Source organism: Pseudomonas sp. Irchel s3a10, from assembly GCF_900187525.1.
Taxonomy (GTDB): Bacteria; Pseudomonadota; Gammaproteobacteria; order Pseudomonadales; family Pseudomonadaceae; genus Aquipseudomonas; species Aquipseudomonas koreensis_G.
In genome coordinates, this window is sequence record NZ_FYDR01000002.1 from 234,078 (window position 1) to 255,403 (window position 21,326).

Sequence of the window (21,326 nt, forward strand, 5' to 3'; positions counted from 1 at the left end):
ATGGTTCAGATAAAAACTTGTCTGGCTAACGAATTTCATCAATCCCTGTGGGAGCGGGCTTGCTCGCGAAGGCGTCGTGTCAGTCGATGCATCCGTCTCCTGACACACCGCTTTCGCGAGCAAGCCCGCTCCCACATTTGGGATTTGCGTAGATCTTTAGAACGAGGACTGGATCTTGATCCCGCCGATCAGGGCGTCGTCGACGTTGTTCACGCCACCGGGATGGCGGATGTACTGCAGGTTCGGGCGCACGGTCAGCCAGTTGGCGAGGTGCACGCCGTAATAGAGCTCGGCACTGTATTCGGTGTCCTGCGGTGGCAGGAAGGACGGGTCGTCGTAGTCGTAGACCGCCTGCGCCTGATTGCTCGCTTCGGCGTTTTTGCGAAAGGCCGGGTTGACGTGCACGCGGGCCAGGGCGAAACCGATGTCGTCTTTGGCGCGGGCATCGAACGGGCCTTTGTAGACGACGCCGGCCTGCACGTAGTTGTCGATCGCGTTGGTTTTCTTGTCGTGCATCGTCGCGTTGGCGAACACGCTCAAGCCGCGCGAATGGTCGCTGGCGATGCTGGTGACTTGCTGCTGGGCACCGAACCACATGCCGTGTTTGCTCGACGCGCTACGGTAGGCTTCACCGCTCAGCGCGGCAGGCTGGCCGTTCTGGTCTTTATAGACGTCAGAGGCCTTGGCACTGCTGTAGTAGTAACCGGCGCGGTATTCACCCGGTAGGTCGTTGAGTTTCGGCGTCCACACCAGCTCCACTGGCAGCACGGCGCCCTGGGTGCCGCTGCCGCTAAGTTTGAAGCCGTTGCCGCGATCGAGGTTTGACGGGTTCTGCTCGTAGGCGCCGACCTGCGCGTACAACTCTGGGGTCAGGTGATATTTGACCCGCAGCGCCCATTGGCTGACCGGCCAGTTGTACCAGATGCCGCCGACCCAGTTGCCGACCTGCGAGCCGCAGAACGCCAGGTTCTGGAAGTCGCACGGGAAGCTGTTGAAGTCTTCGCCTTCACCAAAGCGGCCGACCTTAATGTCGAGCTTCTGGTCGAAGAATTTTTGCTGGTACCACATCTGCGTCAGGCGCGTGGTCTGGCCACGGCCCCAGACTTCCTGGGCCGAAGTGAAGCCGCCCACGCGCGGATCGTTGATCCGGTCGTTGCTGATGTTGTTGCCACTGCGCTTGGTGATGGTCAGTTGAAATTCGGCATCGTCCCAGCCGAGGATTTTTTGCAGGTCCAGGTGCGTGCCCAGGCCGAACTGATCGCTGTAGCGCGCAGTGCGATCGTGGTCGTAGCCGCCGTGCAGATTGCTGCCCATTTCGCCGGTGTAGTCGAGTTTGAAGTCGTAGCCTTTTTCCGCCAGTTCGGTACGCGTGCCGTTCCAGTCACCGAGCATCCACGGTGAGTCGCTGTCGAAGGCGGGGGTCGCCTGGGCGTAGGTGGCGAAGCCGAGCGCGGTGCAGCCGCCGAGCAGGCGCAGGGCTGAGATAGCGCTGTCTCTGGAGAAGGAAAAATCAGGCATGGGTCAGTCTTTTTTTGGTGTTTTCCGGGGGTAAACCGAGCGCTTCAATTTGACGCAGGCAGTGAAGCGATTCAGCTGAAGGGCGGCAGGATAATGATCTGTAACAAAAAGACAAAGGGCTTTTGCAGACATGCAGCTTTTCGCAATCTGTAACAGTGGCAAAAGATCGCAGCCTTCGGCAGCTCCTACAGGTGTGCGCGTTCCAATGTAGGAGCTGCGGAACGCTGCGATCTTTTGACCTTGACCTACATTTGAAGGAAGGCCTTCCACCTGACCGGCCCCTCGGCTAAGGTGCGCGGCTTGTGCATTTTCACTCCGTCCAAAGGCCTGGCATGAACGACCACACTCCCGATCCGCTGCATGGCGTAACCCTCGAACAGATCCTCAATGCGCTGGTGGCGCATTACGAGTGGTCGGGGTTGGCCGAGCGCATCGATATCCGTTGCTTCAAGAGCGATCCGAGCATCAAGTCGAGCCTGACCTTCCTGCGCAAAACCCCGTGGGCGCGGGAAAAGGTCGAGCGCTTGTACGTGAAACTGATGCGCACCAAGCGACCGGTCTGAGATGGACGCCGTTGCGCGGCGACGCCTGATCACTGTCATCGCCAGCCTCGGCTGGGCCGGGCTGAGTATTCAGCTGTACCTGATTTTCCTCGCGCGACTGAGTGTCGATGCCAGCCTGTTGGGGGGGCTGGTGAGTTTCTTCAGTTACTTCACGGTACTCACCAACACCCTGGTGGCGACCGTGCTGACCTGCGCTGCCACCCGGCGTGAATCCGCCGCACAGCGCTGGTTTCTCCAGCCGTGGGTCAGCAGCGGGATTGCGGTCAGCATCGCGGTGGTCGGCCTGGCCTACAGCATTTTGCTGCGGCATTTGTGGCACCCGCAGGGCTGGCAGTTTGTTGCCGACGAATTACTCCACGACGTGATGCCGCTGCTGTTTCTTGGCTATTGGTGGTGCTGCGTGCCCAAAGGGACGTTGCGCCTGTGGCACCTGCCGCTGTGGCTGATTTACCCGTTGGTATATTTCATTTACGCGTTGCTGCGCGGGCATCTGCTCGGTGCGTATGCGTATCCGTTCATTGATGTGGCAATGCTCGGTTATGCACAGGTGTTCATCAATGCCGGAGGGATATTGGTGGGGTTTGTGCTGATTGGCTTGCTGGTGATCGGGATCGACCGCTGGCAGTCAGGACGAAGTTAAAAGGTCAATGTGGGAGCGGGCTTGCTCGCGAAGGCGTCAGGTCAGTCAACATCATGGTTGAATGATCGACCGCATTCGCGAGCAAGCCCGCTCCCACAAGGGCAAATCACTCTTCTGCGGAACCTTCGGCGCGCCAGTAGCCGACGGCTTTGACGAACTGCTCATTGAGCCCATGCTCATCCAGCAGCACCCGGCGAATCTGTCGCGAGACCTTGGTCTCGGTCGCCACCCATGCATACAGATTGCCCTTGGGCACCTGCAACTGTTTGACCGTGGTCAGCAGGTTGTCCTTGCTGCCCTCGCGCAGTACCCAGATCACATTGACCTGCGCTGCACTTTCCAGCACCTGTTGCTCGGCACCGTTTTCCACTTCGATGACCACCAGCGCCTTGCGATTGGCCGCCAGACCTTCGAGGCGGCGGGCGATGGCGGGCAGGGCGGTTTCATCGCCAATCAGCAGGTAGCTGTCGAAGATGTCCGGCACGATCATCGAGCCGCGTGGCCCACCGATGTGCAGGAATTGCCCCGGCGTGGCTTGTTCGGCCCAGGTCGAGGCAGGGCCGTCGCCATGCAGGACAAAGTCGATGTCCAGCTCGAGTTTTTCCAGGTCATAGCGACGCGGGGTGTAGTCGCGCATCTCGGGCAGCGGGCCGTTGTCCTTGCCGGCGCCGAGCACCATGGTCTCCAGTGTTGCAGCCTGTTCGGCGTTCTGGGGGAACAGCAGCTTCACGTGATCGTCGGTGCCCAGGCTGATGAACCCGGCCAGCTCCGGCCCGCCGAGGGTGATGCGGCGCATGCGCGGGGTCAGGTCGACCACGCGCAGGACTTCGAGTTTGCGGCGTTTGATTTCGTGCATCACACGATGGATGGTTTGGGTATCGACTGCAGTCATTCGGCTTTCTCCGGGGCAGTTTGAACGGCGGGGCCGTCGACGATGGCTTTGGCGGTGTCGTTGAGCAGCGTGGCAACCCGCTGGATTTCTTCCGCGCTCCAGCGTCCATGGTGCAGTTGCAGGGCGTGGCGCAGGTTGTGCACCGCCTCGTGGATTTCCGGCGGCCGGTCATGGCCACGCAACGAGCGTTTGCTGACGTCGATGCGCATGCGCACGCCATCCAGCGCTACCGCTTGCTCGCTTAGGGACAAACGACCGGCGTCGGTCACGCTGTAGCGTTTTTTGCCGGCCTCGGCGTCGCCGCTGATCAAGTCGCTTTCTTCAAGGAAGGTCAGGGTCGGGTAGATCACCCCGGGGCTTGGGCTGTAGGCACCGTCGAACATGCCTTCGATCTGGCGGATCAGGTCATAGCCGTGGCACGGCTGCTCGGCGATCAGCGCCAGCAGCAACAATTTCAGATCACCGGGGGCGAACACCCGTGGGCCGCGTCCGCCGCGTTCACGCCCGGGGCGTTTTTCGAAGCCGTCACGGCCGTCGCCGTGTTCGCGGTGATGATGGGGGGAATGATGGTCTCTCATTTTCCTGCTCTCTCGTCGTGTTTAGATACAACTTAAGATATATCTTTACGCGCTGACAAGGGCTCCTGACCAACGGCGCACACCTGACCGATCGAATCTGCGGTCGAAAAAACCGGAAAATGATCAAGAAAACGCAGTATTAAATCCCCCGGCAAAGGCGCAGATTAGTGCTGATTCTCTAATATTCCGTTTCGCCCTTTATTTCCGGGAAAGTGTGGTACATGTCTTACGGAAGTTGCTGTGAAGTTGTGGCGCGTGCAGTCATTAGGCTGGCGCGCTGTAGTCTGTATCTTACAGTTGGACTGGAACTTTCCTGAATTTCGCGGTTTTTTCTTTCTCATCTAATGGCGTCCAGGCTACAAGGTCGCAGGACGTTGCCTGCTTACTTTAAAGATAAATTGGTTGAACATTCTTCGGCGTTGAAAGTTAACGGTGAGCACTGACTGCTCGTGACTGTTCTGTTCGCCTTGACTGCTCGACGACTCAACTAATTTATATAAGACAGGTATTCAATGATGCTCAAGAAACTCGCCTTTGCCGCCCCTCTGACTGTCCTGGCCATGAGCGCCTCGATGGCGTTTGCCGCCACTGAAGCCAAGCACTCCATCAGTCTCGTGGCGCACGTACCGGCTGACGACTTCTATGCGGTGCCGGTGGATGCCGATCTGGTCAACAAGGATCAGGACATGAGCTACAACCCGGCCACCAATTCGATGCGCGAAGTCAACGGGCACTTCGACGTGCTGCACACGGCCGGCAAGGTTCATGCACGTCTGGAAGGGGTTCCGAAGCTGATTGGGGGTAGCAACACCATCGACCTGAAAGTCGAACTCAACGGCAAGACGCTGACCACCACCTCGCAGGAAGTAGTGGGTGATACCGAGTCCAATACGCGTTATCGCGCGCCCTTCAAGATCAGCGCTACCGGTGCCAAACCGGCCGCTGGCGACTACACCGGTGTGGTCATGCTGGTCGTCGAACCTTCGGTTTGATTCATAACGGCAATACCTGACGTTACTTGTCCAGTAACGTAACCGGCCGGCAACTTTGAAGTTGCCCGGCCGGGCTTTTACTTCCGGTAATCAGAGTATTAATCCATGTATCCGATGACGCCCATCGCGGCTGCGCTTGCGTTGCTTTTGAGCAGCAGCGTACTGGCGGCGCCGCCTCCAGTCGATAATACCCCGCGAAGTTTGCTGGCTCAGGCGAAAGGTCTTCCGGCGGACTTTGAAGAGCATTTCTTTGATGTGCCTTTGGCGGTTCGTGTCGAACTTGATCAACAACCGCTGGGCGAGGCAATGATTATATTGTCGCGCGATGATCGCATTACCTTGCTCGACTTCACCGACACCAGTGACAGCCGTATCAGCGCCGTCGAGCGCGAAACCTGGGCCAGTCTCCTCAAATCCGGCGTAGCGCTTGGCAGCTGCAGCGGGCAATGCCCCGAGCAACTGCTGGCGGTGCATTACAACCTGGAAAACTCACTGCTCTCGATCGCCACCGAAAATGCCGAGCGCGATCTGCAGACGCAACGCTTCCATGAGCAGCCCGAGGGGGGCAGCAGCGGTCTGATGCTGCGCAATCAACTGAACCTCAATGGCGGCCAGAATCAGGATCTGGGCGGACGTTTCGGTCTGGAAGCCAGTGCCAGTCTCGGCAACTGGAGCCAGGCCTTCAATATGCAACTGGCGCGCCTCGGCGGGCCGGACACCAAGACCTATCATGCGGTACACGAGCTCTACACTCAGCGCGAACTGCAGGGCAGTTTTTTCCGCCTGGGCTATTTCACCCCCAATTCCGAAGGCCTGACCCGCCAGCCCCGGTCGTTCGGCACCAGCCCGGACACGGCGGTGGGCGTGATGTATGGCAGCTCCGACAGCCTGGCGGTCGACAGCCCGCGACCCAGCGTCTACCCGATTTTCGTCACGGCCAATCGCCAGGCGTCGGTGGAGATCTATCGCGATGGCCTGTTGATCAACACGCAAGCCGTGCCGGCCGGTTTACAGACGCTGGATACCCGGCCCTTGCCCGGCGGCATCTACGAAGTCGAAGTGCGCCTGATTGAGGATGGCCAGACCACCGCGACCACTCAGGAGCTGGTCTACAAACCGGTGAACTGGCAAAACCTCGACCAGCGCTGGCGCTATAACGTGTTCGCCGGGCAGGAAAGCAAACTGCTGAGCAATTGGGAGGAACAGCAAAGCGGTGATCTCACTGCCGGCGCCGCGCTCAACTACCTGCTGCACCCGCGGGTGATCCTTGGCCTGTCGGCGCGTCAGGTACGCGACACCTTGCAGTACGGCACCTCGATCGACTGGAGCCTGGCCGACAGCATCAGCCTCTTCGCCAACCTCTATCAGACCGAAGACCATGGCACCGGCGCCGATGTGCAGGGCCTGTACAACTACGGCGCCGGCAGCCTGGTGGTCAGCCATAACCGCAGCTGGCTCGACACCCGCAACACTTACGACACGCTGCCCGACGGCACTCGCGTACGGCAGCGCAATGTGTTCACCGGCGAAACCAGCAACTCGTCGCTGGCGCTCAACCATCGCATCAGTCGCAAGAACTCGCTGAGTGCGCGGGTCTCGCACAGCACCGGCAACGTCGAAGGCGTGGGCATGGACCTGGGCTGGACGCAACGCACCGAGCTGTTTGGCAGCGATACCAACTGGCGCTTGTCGCTGTTCGACCGGCCGGGCAGTTACAGCAGCGGCGAGGCGCGTAATCGCGGGATCGACCTGAGCATCAACATGGCGCTGGGCGGCCCGGGCCAGCAGATTTCCGGCAGCATCGGCAGCCGCACCGCCCGCGATGGCGGGCGCGACAACAATGGCTCGATCGGCTACCGCAAGGATCTGCAGGATCACATTCTGCAAAGCGTTTCGGTCACGGCGCTGACCGACACCTACGGCGTCGGTCTTTCGAGCCTGGCCAACTTTCGTACCGACTGGGTCAATGGCGACGGCTTCGTGCAGCGCTCGTCCTACAACGGCAACTTCACCGGTGGCGTGAACCTCGACAGCAGCGTGATCGTCGGCGGTCAGCAACTGCTCATGACCAGCCAGCATCAGGGCCGCGGTGCCGGGATGATCGTCGATGTCGAGTCGGATATCGCCGGCATCGCCCTGCGCGCCGACGACCTCAGCGGTGGCAGTTCAGCGCTGCGCCCGGGGCGCAATTTCATCCCGCTCACGGCGTACCGCAACAGCTCGGTGGGCTTCGATTTCGTAGGCAATCACGTTCCGGCCGCCAGCATCGAACCGTCCCGTACCCGCTACCACCTGAACAAGGGCGGTGTGGAGTACCGCAAGGTGCGGGTGATGAAAACCGTCACCGTACTCGGACGCCTGCTTGACCCGCAGGGCCAGCCGCTCAAGGGCCATCACGTGATCAATCACGCCAGCCGCGGGGTCAGCGAAGTCGACGGGTTTTTCTCGATGGAAATGCACGCCGGCTCACCGACCCTCGAAGTGCGCTACGCCGATCAACTGCTATGCCAGTTCCGGCTCGACCCCGACCAACACCGTAGCGAAAACAACGTGCTGATGATCGGCGATTTGCGCTGCTCGCCGGACACGTTGGCCGACGTCACCCAAAAGGCCCACACCGCGGGTTGATGCGGCCTGCTTCAGGAGATTTGCAGACATGAACGTCTCACCCTTGGCTACATACCTGCGTCGCGGGCTGGCCGCTGTTGTGCTGGTCGCCGGCACGTTATCTGCGGCTCATGCCGAACAGGTGTCGATCACCGCCGAGTTCAAGCCGGACTCGTCTTATCCGCACCGCAACAAGTTCCAGAACACCACGCCCTCCAGTGGTTACTGCACCTACGATCCGGCGCAGTGCGAGCAGCACGAAATATTCAGCTTGCAGGTGCCGATTCAGTTCAACGCTCGTGCGCCGATTGCGGCGAATCACCCTTCACCGCGGCAAGGGGCAACGTTTCAGGTACCCGTGCAGTGGCGTGAGCTGACGGTCTATCACGAGACCACCCACGAGCCAAAAATCGTCAAGGTGCGGATCGTCGGTATCGGTTCGCGCTATGTGACCGACAAGGTGATGAAACTGGTGGAGGGCGCCGAAGACGATCGCAGCGCCCACAACCTGTTGTGGGGCTTGAGTTGGGTCTATGCACCCGCACCCTGTCAGTACAGCGGTGTGGGTTGGTATTCCCCCGATTCATACTCGTTTTTCTGGAAGACTCCCGCGGCCGCTGCCTGTACCAAACAGGCGAAGTTCGATGTGCCGTGGTTGCGTCTTGAGCACCTCGATTTTGCCTATGAACTGGTCACCCCAGATCCGCTGGGCATGTCGTCGGGGGACTACAGCGGTTCGCTGACCTACAGCGTCGGGCCGAATGCGGATTTCGATTTTGGCGATGTGATGTTGCCGTCGAGCTCGTCTCTGACCTTGAATTTCAATCTGAATGTGCAGCACACCCTCAAGGTTGAAATTCCTCCCGGTGGTGAAAAGATCCGCATGGTCCCCGTCGGTGGCTGGCAGAGCTGGCTGCAGGCCGGACGGCGGCCGGTCGGGCTGTTCCGCGACCAGACCTTCAACATCTCGGCGTCATCGCGTTTCAAGATGTCGATAGGCTGCGGCCCAGGATTGAATGGCGAATGCGCGTTGGAGGACCGTGAAGCTAACCGTCGAGTGGAGCTGTTCGTCAGCGTCAGCCTGCCCAACGGGATAACCGACCTTGCCGGCCAGCCTGTGAGGCGCTTGCGACTGAGGCCAGGACCAGGGAATGAGCAGTATTTCAAACCGGGTTTCTACGTGGATCGAACGCCGGGAACCCTGCACTTCGAAGTTCCGCCATATTCGATGGCCGGGATGCTGCAACCCGGTGCGGGAGGCTCGTATTCCGGCATCGTCATTGTGATCTGGGACTCGGATATCTGATGGGCTGCGTATCGATGAGTCGATTCGGCATTGTGTTCAACGACCAAGGAATCAAGGTGATGAAGCGTCTGGTGTTAGCAATGGTTTTGAGCGGGCTGCCCTTTGCCCTGCAGGCCGGCCCGCAGATCAATGTCGGGACGGTCTACGACTACCTCGACGGCGACAAGAGCACGTACCTGAAACGGGTATTCAACAGCGGCGACAGCACCGCATTCGTCAAGGTCAACATCCTCGAAATCCTCTACGACGCCGACGGCACCTCGCGGGAAATCGAGGTCAAGAGCCAGGCCGACATGAGCAGTCGAGACGGCCTGATGGCCAGCCCCGCGCGACTGATCGTGCCGGCCAACGGCATGCAGGGTACGCGTCTGTTGATGATGGGCGAGCGTGACCGGGAGCGCTATTTCCGCGTGCGGTTCATCCCCGTTGTCCCGGAAAAGGAAGACGAATTCGCCGTGTCCGCCGAGGAGCGTGAGCAATACAAAACCACGCTGTCGGCCGGGGTCAACGTCATGACCGGTTTCGGTACGGTGTTCTTTGTGCGCCCGAAAGACAGCCGTTTCGACAGCGTGATCGAAGACACCCCGACAACCTATCGAGTGCGCAATAACGGCAACACCGTGGTGTTGATTGACGAGTTCCGCAATTGTGCGCTGAAAGACGAAACCGCTTGCCAGCCGACCACCAAACACCACATCCGCGCAGGCAACAGTTTCGAGTTCGACAAGCAGGCCGGACGTGAATACCGCTTCAATCTGGTGGAGGGCGACAGCAAGAAGTCCCTGCGCGTAGCCGGCCTCTCATCACGGGGTGACCTGAGATGATCAAGCCATCGTTGATGACTCTGTGTGCGGGCGTTCTGACCCTGTTCAGTGCAGAATCGTTTGCGGCACGCGAAGAGCACCGGTTCGAGGTGTCGGTGGATATTCCGACGCTGGGTTTTTATGTGATACCGGCCGAAACGGACTGGATTCATCGTGCGCAGATTCTGCCGTGGAATATCAGCACCAAGAGCCTCGGCGGAATGCGCAAACACTTCGACCTCAGGCACGACACCAGTGCCATCGAGGCCCGCCTGGAGAACGTAGCGTTTCTGTCCAATGGTCGCGAGGAGCAGAACATTTATCTGCGCGTCAGCTTCGCCGATACCGTGCTGACTCACGAGACGCCACGTCAGGTGGTTTCTGCGGAGCAGGCCAGGGCCGGCGGACGTTATGCGCTGGAGATCCAGCCGATCACGCCCGCCGGCGGCTACAAGCCCGGGAGTTACTACGGCAACGTGCACCTGATCTTCAATGCGGCGGCGCCCTGAGGTCGCCCGGCCTGCCCGATGTGCAACGGGCAGACCGGCGCGCCGTTATCAAAGCCCGGCGCGGGTCAGGGCTTCACGGGTCAGGCGACGCGCGAGCTCTTTTTCGTCATCCGCCAGATCGACCAGCAGCCGCTCGAACAGCGTGTCGCTGATCGGCTCCTCATTGAACACCACGGTAGCCGGCGCCGGCAGATCGTTCATCAACGTCTTGAGCTGTTCGCGCAAGGCTGCGCGTTCCTCGGCCACGGTCGATTGCACCCACTGGAGCTGGATTTCGCGCAGCGATTCAAGGGCTTCGTAGCGGTGCTGGAACAGACGCTTGTTGCTTTCCAGGCGCACGGGATAGCGCTCGCTCAGGTACTCTTTCCAGAAGTCGAGCTCAAGCATCTGGTTGACCAGGCCATCGCCTTCACCCAGCGCCAGTACCGTGTCGCAGGCCTGATCGATCATCACGTCAGTGACGCCGGACACCGGCCGGTACAGCATGCCCTCGGACTGCCAGGGCAAGCCGAGACGTTTGGCCAGGCCGGTCTGGTAGGCCAGATAAACCTCCACGTCGTCGGGGTTGCCGCCACGGCTGGCGACATCGGCCCGGGCGATTTCGTTGACCTGTTCCAGGCGCGCCGCGCCTTTGGCCAGCGTCACCAGTTTCAGTTCCAGTTCCTTCGGCTCGACCGAATAGGTATGCGCCTCGTAGGCCAGCACGTTCACCCCCATGTGGTTGAACAGCTGCGCACCGGCATCGGCGCAGTCCACCGGCGCCACCACCATGGTGAACAGTTTTTCGCGCAAGCGACTGTCGACGTGCACGGCGTCGAGCATGCGCCAGACGCGTTGCATCAACTGCTCGCGCGCCGTTCCGCCAGCGCGGAAATCGGCAAACTCACGCACGCTGAGCAACGTCGCCATGAACGGTTCGGCCATGGGATCTTCCACCAGTTCTGTCCACGGTGTTTCGCGATCAACGCCCCAGCCGGGCACGTCGGACCAGTAGTCGGCGCCGTAGTTGGAAATGATCGAGGTACCCGGGATGGCGACCGGCATGATCGGCTCCGGTGGCAGTGCCATCGAACGGCGACTGTCCTGGTAACGCAACTGGTTGAGATCAGACAGGGCGGCGACGTCCAGACGCGTGCGCGCCACCAGCCATTGCGCATCGGAACCGCTCGGCACGTCGGGGATTACGGTCAGCGGGTTGCCGCGCAGATCGAGCAGCAAACCGCGTGGCCGTGGCTTGGCCAGAATGCCGTCCGGCCAGGTGGTCAGCCCGGTGTTCTTCAGCGCCACCACCTTGAGGCGCGGCATGCGTGACAGATCAGGCGACAGCCCCAGCGGGTTGTCGTCCATTCTCAGCACTTCGAGGTAGGTCAGGTTGCCCAGCCGTTCGACGGCGGCGCGGTCCAGCACAATGTGGTTGTTGTTCAGGCGCAGGCGTTCGAGGCGGCGCATCGTGGTTCCGATGCGATCCGGCAAGCGCGTCAGCTCGCAGTATTTGGCACTCAGCTCGACCACGTTCGGAAAATCCTTGAGCAGGCCGTTGGCGTCGGGGGAAAACCGCGCGTTGTCGAGATTGAGCAGCGTGACCTTGTCGAGAAACTTCTTCAGCGGCGGACGTTTCGCCCACCAGGTTTCCAGATCCGTGGAGAGCAGCTCCCGCGACAGGTCCAGCGCATAGGCCGACGGATCGGCACGGTTGCCCAGGTGCGCGTTCTTGCGTTCGAAGCAGTTCAGCAGACTTTCGTAAATATGCAGCCCGCCACCGTCACGGAACCCCTGACTGCCTGGCCCCCAGCTCTCCGGTTGCTGATAGCGCCAGCGATGGACGATGACCCGCAGTTCATCAAGTTCGTCTTCATGTGCCTCGATGGCCTTGAGCGGCTCGCCGCGTTCGGTCAGGGCATTGGCAAACACTTCGACCTCGCTCGGGCTGAAATGCGGATGCAGATCCTGGATGCGTTGCTCCAGTGTGGCGGCATTGCGGCTCAGGCCCGGGCCGCGCACCAGAAACAGGGTGTTGTATTCAGCGATCGGGCGGATCGGCGGGCTGGCGAGTAGCGTGCGCCGCTCGCTGGGGGCCTGGGTTCTGGCGATGATCCACTGCTTGAACGGTTCGACGTCGTCGGTTCGATACCCCAGGGCACTGCGGCCATCGTGATTGATCGCCTGCAGAATTGCCTCGTACAAGCCACTGGCGGGGTGGATCGGCAGGTCCGCGCCATCGCGCACTTGATAGCGATCGGCAGCGACCCGCACCAGCACCCGCACGCGCTCGGCGACCGGTGCTCCGGCCTCGCAACGCAACTCGCCGTCGAACGTGCCTTCACGGATTTCGATCCGCAGCGCCCCGAAGGTATCGCTGTAATGCCGCAGTGCGCCGAGGATCAGCCGTTCGCTGTCGATGTTGCTCAGGGCTTCCTGCTGCAGACCCTGGGCGGCGCGCACGGACTGCAATTCAAACTGCACCTCGCGGGCGCTCGTGCGCAAACGCAAGGGCAAACGGCGTTGCGTCGTGGCTTGCTGCTGTTCCATTGGCCGGGCATGGGACACCACCCGTTCGGCGAGAACCGGCGTCAACTGTGGACAATCCACCAGCACCTGGCTGGCCGCCGGCGACAGTGGCGCGTCGGGCTGCACCGCGCTCGCCGGGCCGAGACGCTCCAGTGTGTCGCTGAGCAACGGTGGCGGCGGGGTGTTGTCGACATGCATGCGACGCAGCATGTCCTCGTCGGTGCCGGTCAGCAGGCGCATGTGCTCCAGTTGCGCGTCGCTGAAACCATCGGTGCGATGACCGATGCGCCGCATCAGTTTTCGCCCGTCCCACAGACGCGGGTCTTCCGTTTCACAGACCCAGGCCCCGTCGGCGTTGTGCGTAAGCGTCGGCGCGTAGGCCCGGGGACGTCGCGGATGGCGCAGGCGGTGTTTCCCGGAAACCGGATCCTTGGTCACCTCGAACAGGTGTTGATCCAGGCGCAGCAGCTGTTTGTCCCCCAGCGTATGAACGCCGTGCGCATCGGGGCGGGCCGGGCTCGGCAGGGTCTGTTCCGGCAGACGATAGGGCGCCAGATCCGGATTCCACAGGCGGGTCTGGCCATCGGCCAACTGCACCGGTTTCAGGCCTTCGACAAACGACGACAGCTTGACCCGTGCGACGCGTCCCAGGCTGGCGCCAGCGGCGAAGGCACCGAGCTGGACGATGCTTTGCAGCACGCCGATGGCTTGCTCACCCGCTTCGGCCAAGTGCCCTTCGGCCATGTCGACGATGCCTTCAAAGACGCCATCGAGCAGTTGATACGTGGTGTACGCCAGCATCAACTCGCCGAGCCCCGGCACCAGCGGGGTCACCACCAGCAGCGCCACGTTGAAGATATCCGAGAGGATTTTCCCCAGGTTGTCCCACCAGGCCCAACGGGCCATGCGGTCGGCATACTCGGTCGAAATGGCGATCTCCCGCGCGTCATTGAAAATCTTGTTGAGCTTCTGCTGATGGAAGTAAGCCCAGAGACTGCCGGTGTAACGGGTATCGCGGTCGTCCTGGATTTTCGTCAGGCGAAAGCGCAGGTCGGGGTGATCCACAGGCGTTTCGCGCCAACTGGGCAGGTTGGTTCCCGGCGGTACGGCGTGCCATTTCACGGTGCTCAGGCGGGCGTTCAAGCCTGCAAAAAAATGCCCGCGCTGCTGATGGTTGACGAACTGGCTGAAAAACCGCTGATAGCTGCCGGCAGCGTCGCGGTCGCGCAGTTGCCGCGTCAGTTCCGCCATGAAGTCCAGCGCCGAGGCGTATTGTCTGAGCGGATGCTCCGGGTCATGGGGCACATAGGCAATCACCGGAACCGGGGCATTGGCGGAGTCCACGTCAGGGGCGATGAGGGTGATGCCGGTCAGCGCCGTATCCATCATGGCGAGGTTGTAGTAGTTGATCGCACGCCCGCGCCAGCGCAGGTTGCGGCGATCATCGAGCATGCCCTGGATGACCTCGTAGGCATCGCGGTCAATGTCCTTTTTCGCCAGGGCCAACTGGGCACAGACGCTCAATGTACTTTTCTGACTGAAGATGATCCGGTACTGCAAAACCTGGCGGGCCACGCGGTTGCCCGAGCGCAGAAACTCGTGCAGATGCTGCTCGTATCGGGCGCCGATATTCAGCTCGCGGCACAGTGACTTGAACTGCTCGATACTCAGTTTGTGCTTGAGCGGCCTGACCGTGAAGTGGCCGTTGGCATCGGGGCGGGTGATGAACTCCGAGTCGGGACTGAACGCTTCATCACGGGAGAAATTATGTAATGCAGCGTCGAGCAGCGAGACAGTCCGGCTGGTGGTTGCGCCGGCAAAGTCATGGGCCCACCACGCGCTGTTGACGGGGGCGTACAGGCGCAGCCAGGTGTTCTCGACATCGTCCTCGACGCCGAAACGCTGGTGCAGTGCCTGCTGTAATAACGGTTTGGCAAAGGCGTAGACGTCTTGCAGACTGCTCAGGGCCTTATCCACTTCGTTTTGTGCTTTCCAGGCATTCTGCATCTGCTGTTGCAGACGCAGATGCTCGGCGTCCGATACCTCTTGATACCAGGCCGGCAGCTTCAGTCGGTGCAGCTGCAATTCATTGACCCGCTTGGCTGAGCTTGCGCGCAGCCAGGCCGGGATGGCTTTTTCGATCGTCTGATAATGAACACTGACATCCGGTGAGACGAGGTGCGCCGTGCGTGGCGGTTGCCCCTGCGGGGAAAGGGTGGGCATTGCTGGATCGTCCTTGATCAAAAATGGAGCGATCAGCCTAGGCAAGGACAGTGGGTGAAAAAAGCGCAAATACCCGGTTGAAACCGCCGGGGTTGCGCATGGAGGCTTCGAAAAACAGGGAGTGAAAAATACACAGTTACCACCACGTCACAGTGCTTTCGTGGCTTAGCGGGCGGCGGTGACCTCCGGCGCCTGGCACATCGTGTGCGTACCCGGTTGCAGGTACGGCGAAAGGATCGGCGCCATGCCCTTGAGCACTTGCACCGGCAGCGCCGAGGTGAACTTGAAGTTCTCCGCCGAGCGTCCGGGGACGAACGCGGTGAGCGTGCCGAAGTGGTTGTTGCCGATGTAGAACACGAATGTCGCGGTACGGTTGATCGACTTCGAACTGAGGATGCGCCCGCCGGAGCCGATGGCTTCGATGCGGTTGTCGCCGGTGCCGGTCTTGCCGCCCATGACCAGCGGTGTGCCGTCGGCGATTTTGAAACTGCCGGAAACGCGTTTCGCTGTGCCCGAGTCCACCACTTGCGAAAGGGCTTCGCGCAATGCCGTGGCGACCTCCGATGGCATTACCCGTTTGCCCACGTGCGGGTCGTTGGTCAGGCGTGTTTCATACGGAGTTCCAGCGGCAAAGTGCAGGCTGTCGATGCGCAGGGTGGGCATGCGCACGCCATCGTTGAGGATGGTGCCGATCAGCTCCGCCAGTGCCGCCGGGCGGTCGCCGGAACTGCCGATGGCGGTGGCCAGCGACGGTACCAGGTGGTCGAACGGATAGCCGACTTTCTGCCAGCGCTGGTGAATTTCCAGGAACGCCTCGATCTCCAGCATGGTGCGGATGCGGCTGTCACGGGCGCCCTTGTGTTTGCTTTTGAACAGCCAGCTGTAGACCTCCTGACGCTCGAACTGGCTGGCCTTGACCACCTGACTGAAGGTGGCGTCCGGGTTGTGCAGCAGGTAGCCCATCAGCCACAGGTCCAGCGGGTGGACCTTGGCAATGAAGCCCTGATCCGGCAGATCGTAGGTACCCGGGCCGTAAGCGTCGTATAGCCGGATCAGACGGTCGTCGGTGAGTTTCTCGTTGAGCTTGGCGCCTTTGAGGTGCGCGCGCACGAAGCTGTTGAAATCTTCCTGACTGGCATCGGGCAGCAGATAACGGTGCACGGCGGCCATGCGGATCGGCGTTGGGCGCATGCTGTCGAGGAAGGTGTCGAGGCGCGCCTGGGTGTCCTTGTTCCTGTACTTCTTCCAGAACTTGAGCAGGAACGAAGTGCCCTCGCGATCGGCAAAACTGGCGAGGTATTCCTGACGTCGCGGGTCACGGTCGTCCTTGAGCAACTCGGCGCTGCTGTTGGGGCCGGAGTAGGTGACGTAGCGCACCACGTCGCGCATCAGGCGAATGAATGGCAGGTTGATCGACTCGCGCAACGCATCGCGCAGGGTCGGCAGGCGGCCGTTGTCTTCCTTGCGGAAGTTGTTGAACACGTGCAGGCCGCCACCGGTGAAAAACGCCTCGCCGGGGCTGGCCGAGTACTTGCGGTCGAGCGCGGCGCCGAGCATTTTCGACAGATCGTGATCCTTGTTCTGGATCAGGTAATCGATTACCCATTGGCTCAAGCGATCCTGATCCGGCACTTCGATTTTCTTCAGTTCCGGCACACTCATGGCGCCGTACTTGTCGTGCAGCTCAGAGATGATCTGCAGATAAGTGGTGAGCACGCGCATCTTCGCCGTCGAACCGAGTTCCAGTTTGCTGCCTTCGTTGATGTCGAACGGCTGGTCGGTGCTGTCGGTCTGCACGCGTACGCGCGAACCGTCCGGGGTCAGTTCGAACAGGGTGAAGCTGTAGCGCACCTGGGTGGTGCTGGTGGGGGTGAGCAGGCGTTCGCCGATCAAACCGATCTGCCCGGCAAACGTGGGGTCGGCGAGTTTTTTCAGGTAGTCGGTGGCCTGGGTCTGCAATTCGCCCTGCAAGGTGCTGGTGGCCGACAGGTCGAGGCGATCGAGGTCATACAGCGGACGGTTGAGCATACTCGCCAGACGGCTGCGGGCGACGCTGATGCCCTTGTTGGTTTCGATCGGCTGGATGGTCGGCTGGGTCTGCCAGTCGCGGTAGGTGACCTTGCTCGCCAGTGCGGCATCGGCCAGCGCAGCGTCGATCACGCCGTTCTGCTTGAGCAGGCGCAAGTGGCTGTCGGTGAGGTTGGCGAGTTCTTCACGGCCCTTGTTCAGGTAATGCGAAGGGCGACGCTGGGCGATCATCAGCGAGAGCATTTCGCGCAGGGCCAGACCTTTGTCGGCCATGGCTTGCGGATCAGTGGCCGGGCTGTTCAGCTGTGCATTGGCCTGGTTGAAATCGCTGCCGTACCAGACCCGCAAACCTTCGGCCATGCCGTGTACTTCGCCATGCCCCGGCACGGCGGAGAGGGGCACGCTGTTGAGGTAGTCGCGGATGATGTTCTGCCGCGCGCCGAGGGTTTCCGGCCCCGGCTGATAGGCGCGCACGCTGGCGGAAATCATCTGACGGATCTTCTCGGCGCCGGACACCGTCAGGCCATCGGGCGAGTGCCGGTACTTTTCCAGTTGCGTCGCCAGGGTGCTGCCCCCCGCCGATTGCCCCGGCAGGCTCAATAACTTCGCCACCTGCGACCAGGCGGCCATGCCGAAGCGCGGCCAGTCCACCGCCGGGTTGGCCAACGGTTGTCTGGGGTCGAGCAGAAAGCGGTTTTCGATGAACAGCAGACTGCTGACCACCACCGGCGGAATCGCCGCGAAACTCGAATACAGCTGCTGCGGGTACTTGTACTGATACAACGGCGCAGCGCGGCAATCGGTAATCGACAGCCCGGCCTGGATTTTTTCCGAATAGGGCACGAACAGGCCCTTGTCGGTGTAGCTCAGCAGCGCGGGCGAAAACCGGGACTGCTCGGTGATCACGTAATTGCGCTTGAGCAGACGCGGCAGGAATTCGTCGAGGGAGCTGTAGCCCAGACGCAAATCGAACGGCCCATTGCCCGGATAGCGGATCGCTTCGCTGGGGCCGGGTTCCAGCTGATATTTGAGCGAGGCGGCGTATTGGCTGAGCTCACGGGACTGGAAGCGCGAGGTGCGCATTTCCTTGCTCGCGGCCAGACCCACCACGATGGCGATAATCAGCAGCAACAACCAGAACGCCTTCCAGCCATGTCGGCTGCGGCGTTTTTGGGGGGGAACAGGCGCTTCATCCACACGTTCAGTCGGAACCACGGCTTTACTCGAATCGGTTTGCCACAAAGCGCCCATAGTCGATTGATCCATTCACGCAGATTGATCGGACTTGACTGAAGCTTAGACGGTGGTTGGTGATGGGGGAAAAAAAGTACGGGGAAGCCATCTGAACAAAACTGAAGTCGCTGGCTATTTTGAGTAGGGGGTTAACTGTGGTGAGGGGACTTATCTGTGGTGAGGGGATTTGAATGTGGTGAGGGGATTTATCCCCGATGGGGCGCGAAGCGGCCCCTGAACAAGGGGCTACGCATTTTAATAGCTGGGCCTGCTGCGCAGTCCATCGGGGATAAATCCCCTCGCCACAGATAAATCTCCTCACCACAGATGAATTTACATGTTGAGTTTCGGTAATGGATCTAGAGCCAGCAGGCGTCCCAAAGCGGGTAGTCGCCAATCCGCTCTACCAATCCCGCCCGTAGCGGATTGGCGATGATGTACCGGGCGAATGGCTTCAAGTCTTCACCATCACGGATAGCGCGGTCGTGGAAACCGGCTTGCCACAATTGACGCGACGACCGGTTTTCCTGTTAACGGCTTGGGTGCAGCGCGCCTTTACCGCGCCAATGACTGTCCCAAGGTTGTCGCTTTTCAACTGCATCAACCAATGAAAGTGATCAAGCATGACCACCCAGGCGATGGACTCCACTAAGCCTTGTTCATGGGCGTGGCGGAACTCTGTAACCAATAAACGGCCTGTGCGCCAGTCGGAAAATACGGGTTGGCGGTCATACACAACTGAAGTGACGAAATAGGCTCGGCCTGTTTCGGAATGTCGGCCTAATCGAAGACGGTAAGTATTTGGTTTGACTGGCATGTTCGCTCCCTGCGTTCAGTAATCAGGTCTGAAGGCTAGTAGCGCATTACTTGAGCCGGATCTGTAAATGCCGTAGGAATTTTCGGTTTGCGAGGGGGAGGGAGTCCTTCTGACACAAGAAATTTGAATCTGATCTGAGCAGGTTGGCGTAGATGGCCGGACTAGAGCCGTCCCCCACGCAATACCACCAAAGCAGGGCCATGACGGTGCACCATCATCGTGCAATACTCGCCGGCCTTTTTTGTGGTGAATATTCCTACGCATATCAGGTAATATCTCTCCGCAAAGCGGCTTTTTGCCGAGACTTCTAACTGAATGTTGTTGATTATAGAGTGAAAAGCCCTGTATCAAGCTTTCTATACTGCACGCCCCGCTGATCTTGCAGGCAGGGTCCTGCATGACGCGTCTGCCCACGAAGCAGGCGCGGTGTCGGGAAGCTGAGGCCTATCGGTCGAGGCTTCGACACACGGTGGTCATATCCAATAACAAGACGAGGTTGTATCCCTATGCCAGTCGGCAATCACCTGCCCCATGGCGAGACCGCTCACGGCGGCCCGCTTAAACGCGAACTCGGCGAACGGCATATTCGCCTGATGGCACTCGGTGCCTGTATCGGCGTCGGCCTGTTCCTCGGCTCGGCCAAGGCCATTGAAATGGCCGGCCCGGCGATCATGCTGTCTTACATTCTCGGCGGTCTGGCGATCCTGGTGATCATGCGCGCCCTCGGTGAAATGGCCGTACACAACCCGGTGGCCGGCTCGTTCAGCCGCTACGCCCAGGACTACCTCGGCCCGTTGGCGGGCTTTCTCACCGGCTGGAACTACTGGTTCCTGTGGCTGGTGACCTGCGTCGCGGAAATCACCGCCGTCGCCGTGTACATGGGCATCTGGTTCCCCGATGTACCGCGCTGGATCTGGGCCCTCGCGGCGCTGATCAGCATGGGCTCGATCAACCTGATCGCGGTAAAAGCCTTCGGTGAATTCGAGTTCTGGTTCGCCCTGATCAAGATCGTCACCATCATCGCCATGGTCATTGGCGGCGTCGGCATCATCGCTTTCGGTTTCGGCAACGACGGCGTGGCGCTGGGGATTTCCAACCTGTGGGCCCACGGCGGCTTCATGCCCAACGGCGTGACCGGTGTGCTGATGTCCCTGCAAATGGTCATGTTCGCCTACCTCGGTGTCGAGATGATCGGCCTGACCGCCGGTGAAGCGAAGAACCCGCAGAAGACCATTCCCGATGCCATCGGCTCGGTGTTCTGGCGCATTCTGCTGTTCTACGTCGGCGCGCTGTTCGTGATCCTGTCGATCTACCCGTGGAACGAAATCGGCACTCAGGGCAGCCCGTTCGTGATGACCTTCGAGCGTCTGGGGATCAAGACCGCCGCCGGCATCATCAACTTCGTGGTGATTACTGCGGCGCTGTCGTCGTGCAACGGTGGCATCTTCAGCACCGGGCGCATGCTCTACAGCCTGGCGCAGAACGGCCAGGCTCCGGCCGGGTTTGCCAAGACCTCCAACGGCGTGCCACGCCGCGCGCTGCTGCTGTCGATTTTCGCGCTGCTGATCGGCGTGCTGCTCAACTACCTGGTGCCGGAGAAAGTCTTCGTCTGGGTCACTTCGATCGCCACCTTCGGCGCGATCTGGACCTGGGTGATGATCCTGCTGGCGCAACTGAAATTCCGCAAAGGCCTGAGCGCCAGCGAACGTGCCGGCCTGAAATACAAGATGTGGTTGTACCCGGTCAGCTCGTACTTCGCGCTGGCGTTCCTGGTGCTGGTCGTCGGCCTGATGGCGTACTTCCCGGACACGCGCGTGGCGCTGTATGTGGGGCCGGTGTTCCTGGTGCTGCTGACCGTGTTGTTCTACGTGTTCAAGTTGCAGCCGACCGGCGAAACGCAGGGTGCGGTGCGTTCGGCTTCGTAAGCTGAAAGTGCGGTCATGAAGAAGCCTCGGCCCATTGGTCGGGGCTTTTTTCATGGACGCTACAGGGGCTTTAACCACGGGTCTGAAAGAGCGATACAACCTCTCAGCAAGACAGATTGCTGGAGTGGTGAACCTGACCGTTTGTCGCAATCCACCCTGTACCTGTAATTTCTGACAGTAGACC

At 60.6% G+C, this 21,326-nt stretch carries 14 protein-coding genes and 1 pseudogene; 8 read left to right on the plus strand and 7 right to left on the minus strand.

From position 1 onward, the window contains the following. Positions 1 to 156 precede the first annotated feature (156 nt). Both CKW11_RS06670 and CKW11_RS27670 read right to left on the minus strand, forming a co-directional pair. Positions 157 to 1,518 carry a carbohydrate porin gene (locus CKW11_RS06670; protein ID WP_095136921.1) on the minus strand — a complete coding sequence of 454 codons (1,362 nt, stop codon included), beginning with the start codon at positions 1,516 to 1,518 and terminating at the stop codon, positions 157 to 159. 3 nt (positions 1,519 to 1,521) lie between these two features. Beyond that, positions 1,522 to 1,788: a hypothetical protein gene (locus CKW11_RS27670; RefSeq protein ID WP_143499939.1), complete on the minus strand. Its 267-nt coding sequence runs from the start codon at positions 1,786 to 1,788 to the stop codon at positions 1,522 to 1,524. A gap of 62 nt (positions 1,789 to 1,850) precedes the next feature. Here CKW11_RS27670 and CKW11_RS06675 point away from each other — a divergent pair, with 62 nt between their 5' ends. Beyond that, positions 1,851 to 2,081, plus strand: coding sequence for a VF530 family DNA-binding protein (locus tag CKW11_RS06675; protein ID WP_027612109.1), 231 nt, complete (start codon positions 1,851 to 1,853; stop codon positions 2,079 to 2,081). A 1-nt stretch (position 2,082) separates the two neighbouring features. Then, complete coding sequence (locus tag CKW11_RS06680; RefSeq protein ID WP_095136922.1) at positions 2,083 to 2,721, plus strand: Pr6Pr family membrane protein; 639 nt, start codon at positions 2,083 to 2,085, stop codon at positions 2,719 to 2,721. Positions 2,722 to 2,827: 106 nt separating this feature from the next. Here the strand turns inward: CKW11_RS06680 and CKW11_RS06685 are convergent, their stop codons facing one another. After that, entirely contained in the window at positions 2,828 to 3,613 is a 786-nt protein-coding gene (locus CKW11_RS06685; RefSeq protein ID WP_095136923.1) for a siderophore-interacting protein, read from the minus strand. Further along, the gene (locus CKW11_RS06690; RefSeq protein ID WP_047599328.1) at positions 3,610 to 4,191 is read right to left on the minus strand and encodes a PadR family transcriptional regulator; all 582 of its coding nucleotides are present in this window, start codon (positions 4,189 to 4,191) and stop codon (positions 3,610 to 3,612) included. Before CKW11_RS06690 ends, CKW11_RS06685 begins: the two co-directional genes overlap by 4 nt. 515 nt (positions 4,192 to 4,706) lie before the next feature. Between CKW11_RS06690 and CKW11_RS06695 the strand changes: the two genes are divergently transcribed. From CKW11_RS06695 to CKW11_RS06715, 5 genes are all read left to right on the plus strand, one after another. Next, positions 4,707 to 5,183, plus strand: a complete 477-nt coding sequence (locus CKW11_RS06695; RefSeq protein WP_027612105.1) for a CS1 type fimbrial major subunit — start codon at positions 4,707 to 4,709, stop codon at positions 5,181 to 5,183. A 105-nt stretch (positions 5,184 to 5,288) separates the two neighbouring features. Beyond that, positions 5,289 to 7,811, plus strand: a complete 2,523-nt coding sequence (locus tag CKW11_RS06700; RefSeq protein WP_095136924.1) for a CS1-pili formation C-terminal domain-containing protein — start codon at positions 5,289 to 5,291, stop codon at positions 7,809 to 7,811. 28 nt (positions 7,812 to 7,839) lie between these two features. After that, a complete protein-coding gene (locus CKW11_RS06705) occupies positions 7,840 to 9,096 on the plus strand; it encodes a hypothetical protein (RefSeq protein WP_095136925.1) in 1,257 nt (418 codons plus the stop codon). A gap of 59 nt (positions 9,097 to 9,155) precedes the next feature. After that, positions 9,156 to 9,920: a pilus assembly protein gene (locus tag CKW11_RS06710; RefSeq protein ID WP_095137386.1), complete on the plus strand. Its 765-nt coding sequence runs from the start codon at positions 9,156 to 9,158 to the stop codon at positions 9,918 to 9,920. Beyond that, complete coding sequence (locus CKW11_RS06715) at positions 9,917 to 10,408, plus strand: CS1 type fimbrial major subunit (RefSeq protein ID WP_095136926.1); 492 nt, start codon at positions 9,917 to 9,919, stop codon at positions 10,406 to 10,408. Before CKW11_RS06710 ends, CKW11_RS06715 begins: the two co-directional genes overlap by 4 nt. 48 nt (positions 10,409 to 10,456) lie before the next feature. Here CKW11_RS06715 and CKW11_RS06720 read toward each other — a convergent pair whose 3' ends face one another. From CKW11_RS06720 to CKW11_RS06730, 3 genes and pseudogenes are all read right to left on the minus strand, one after another. Next, positions 10,457 to 15,139: a dermonecrotic toxin domain-containing protein gene (locus tag CKW11_RS06720; RefSeq protein ID WP_095136927.1), complete on the minus strand. Its 4,683-nt coding sequence runs from the start codon at positions 15,137 to 15,139 to the stop codon at positions 10,457 to 10,459. 165 nt (positions 15,140 to 15,304) lie between these two features. Next, positions 15,305 to 18,418 (minus strand): transglycosylase domain-containing protein, encoded by a 3,114-nt coding sequence (locus CKW11_RS06725; RefSeq protein ID WP_095136928.1) that lies wholly within the window; start codon positions 18,416 to 18,418, stop codon positions 15,305 to 15,307. Positions 18,419 to 18,759: 341 nt separating this feature from the next. Then, positions 18,760 to 19,217 (minus strand): annotated as a pseudogene (locus CKW11_RS06730) (transposase). A gap of 506 nt (positions 19,218 to 19,723) precedes the next feature. On the opposite strand from CKW11_RS06730, the gene CKW11_RS06735 reads away from it, so the two are divergent. Further along, positions 19,724 to 21,142 (plus strand): amino acid permease, encoded by a 1,419-nt coding sequence (locus CKW11_RS06735; RefSeq protein WP_095136929.1) that lies wholly within the window; start codon positions 19,724 to 19,726, stop codon positions 21,140 to 21,142. The last annotated feature ends 184 nt before the right edge of the window (positions 21,143 to 21,326 follow it).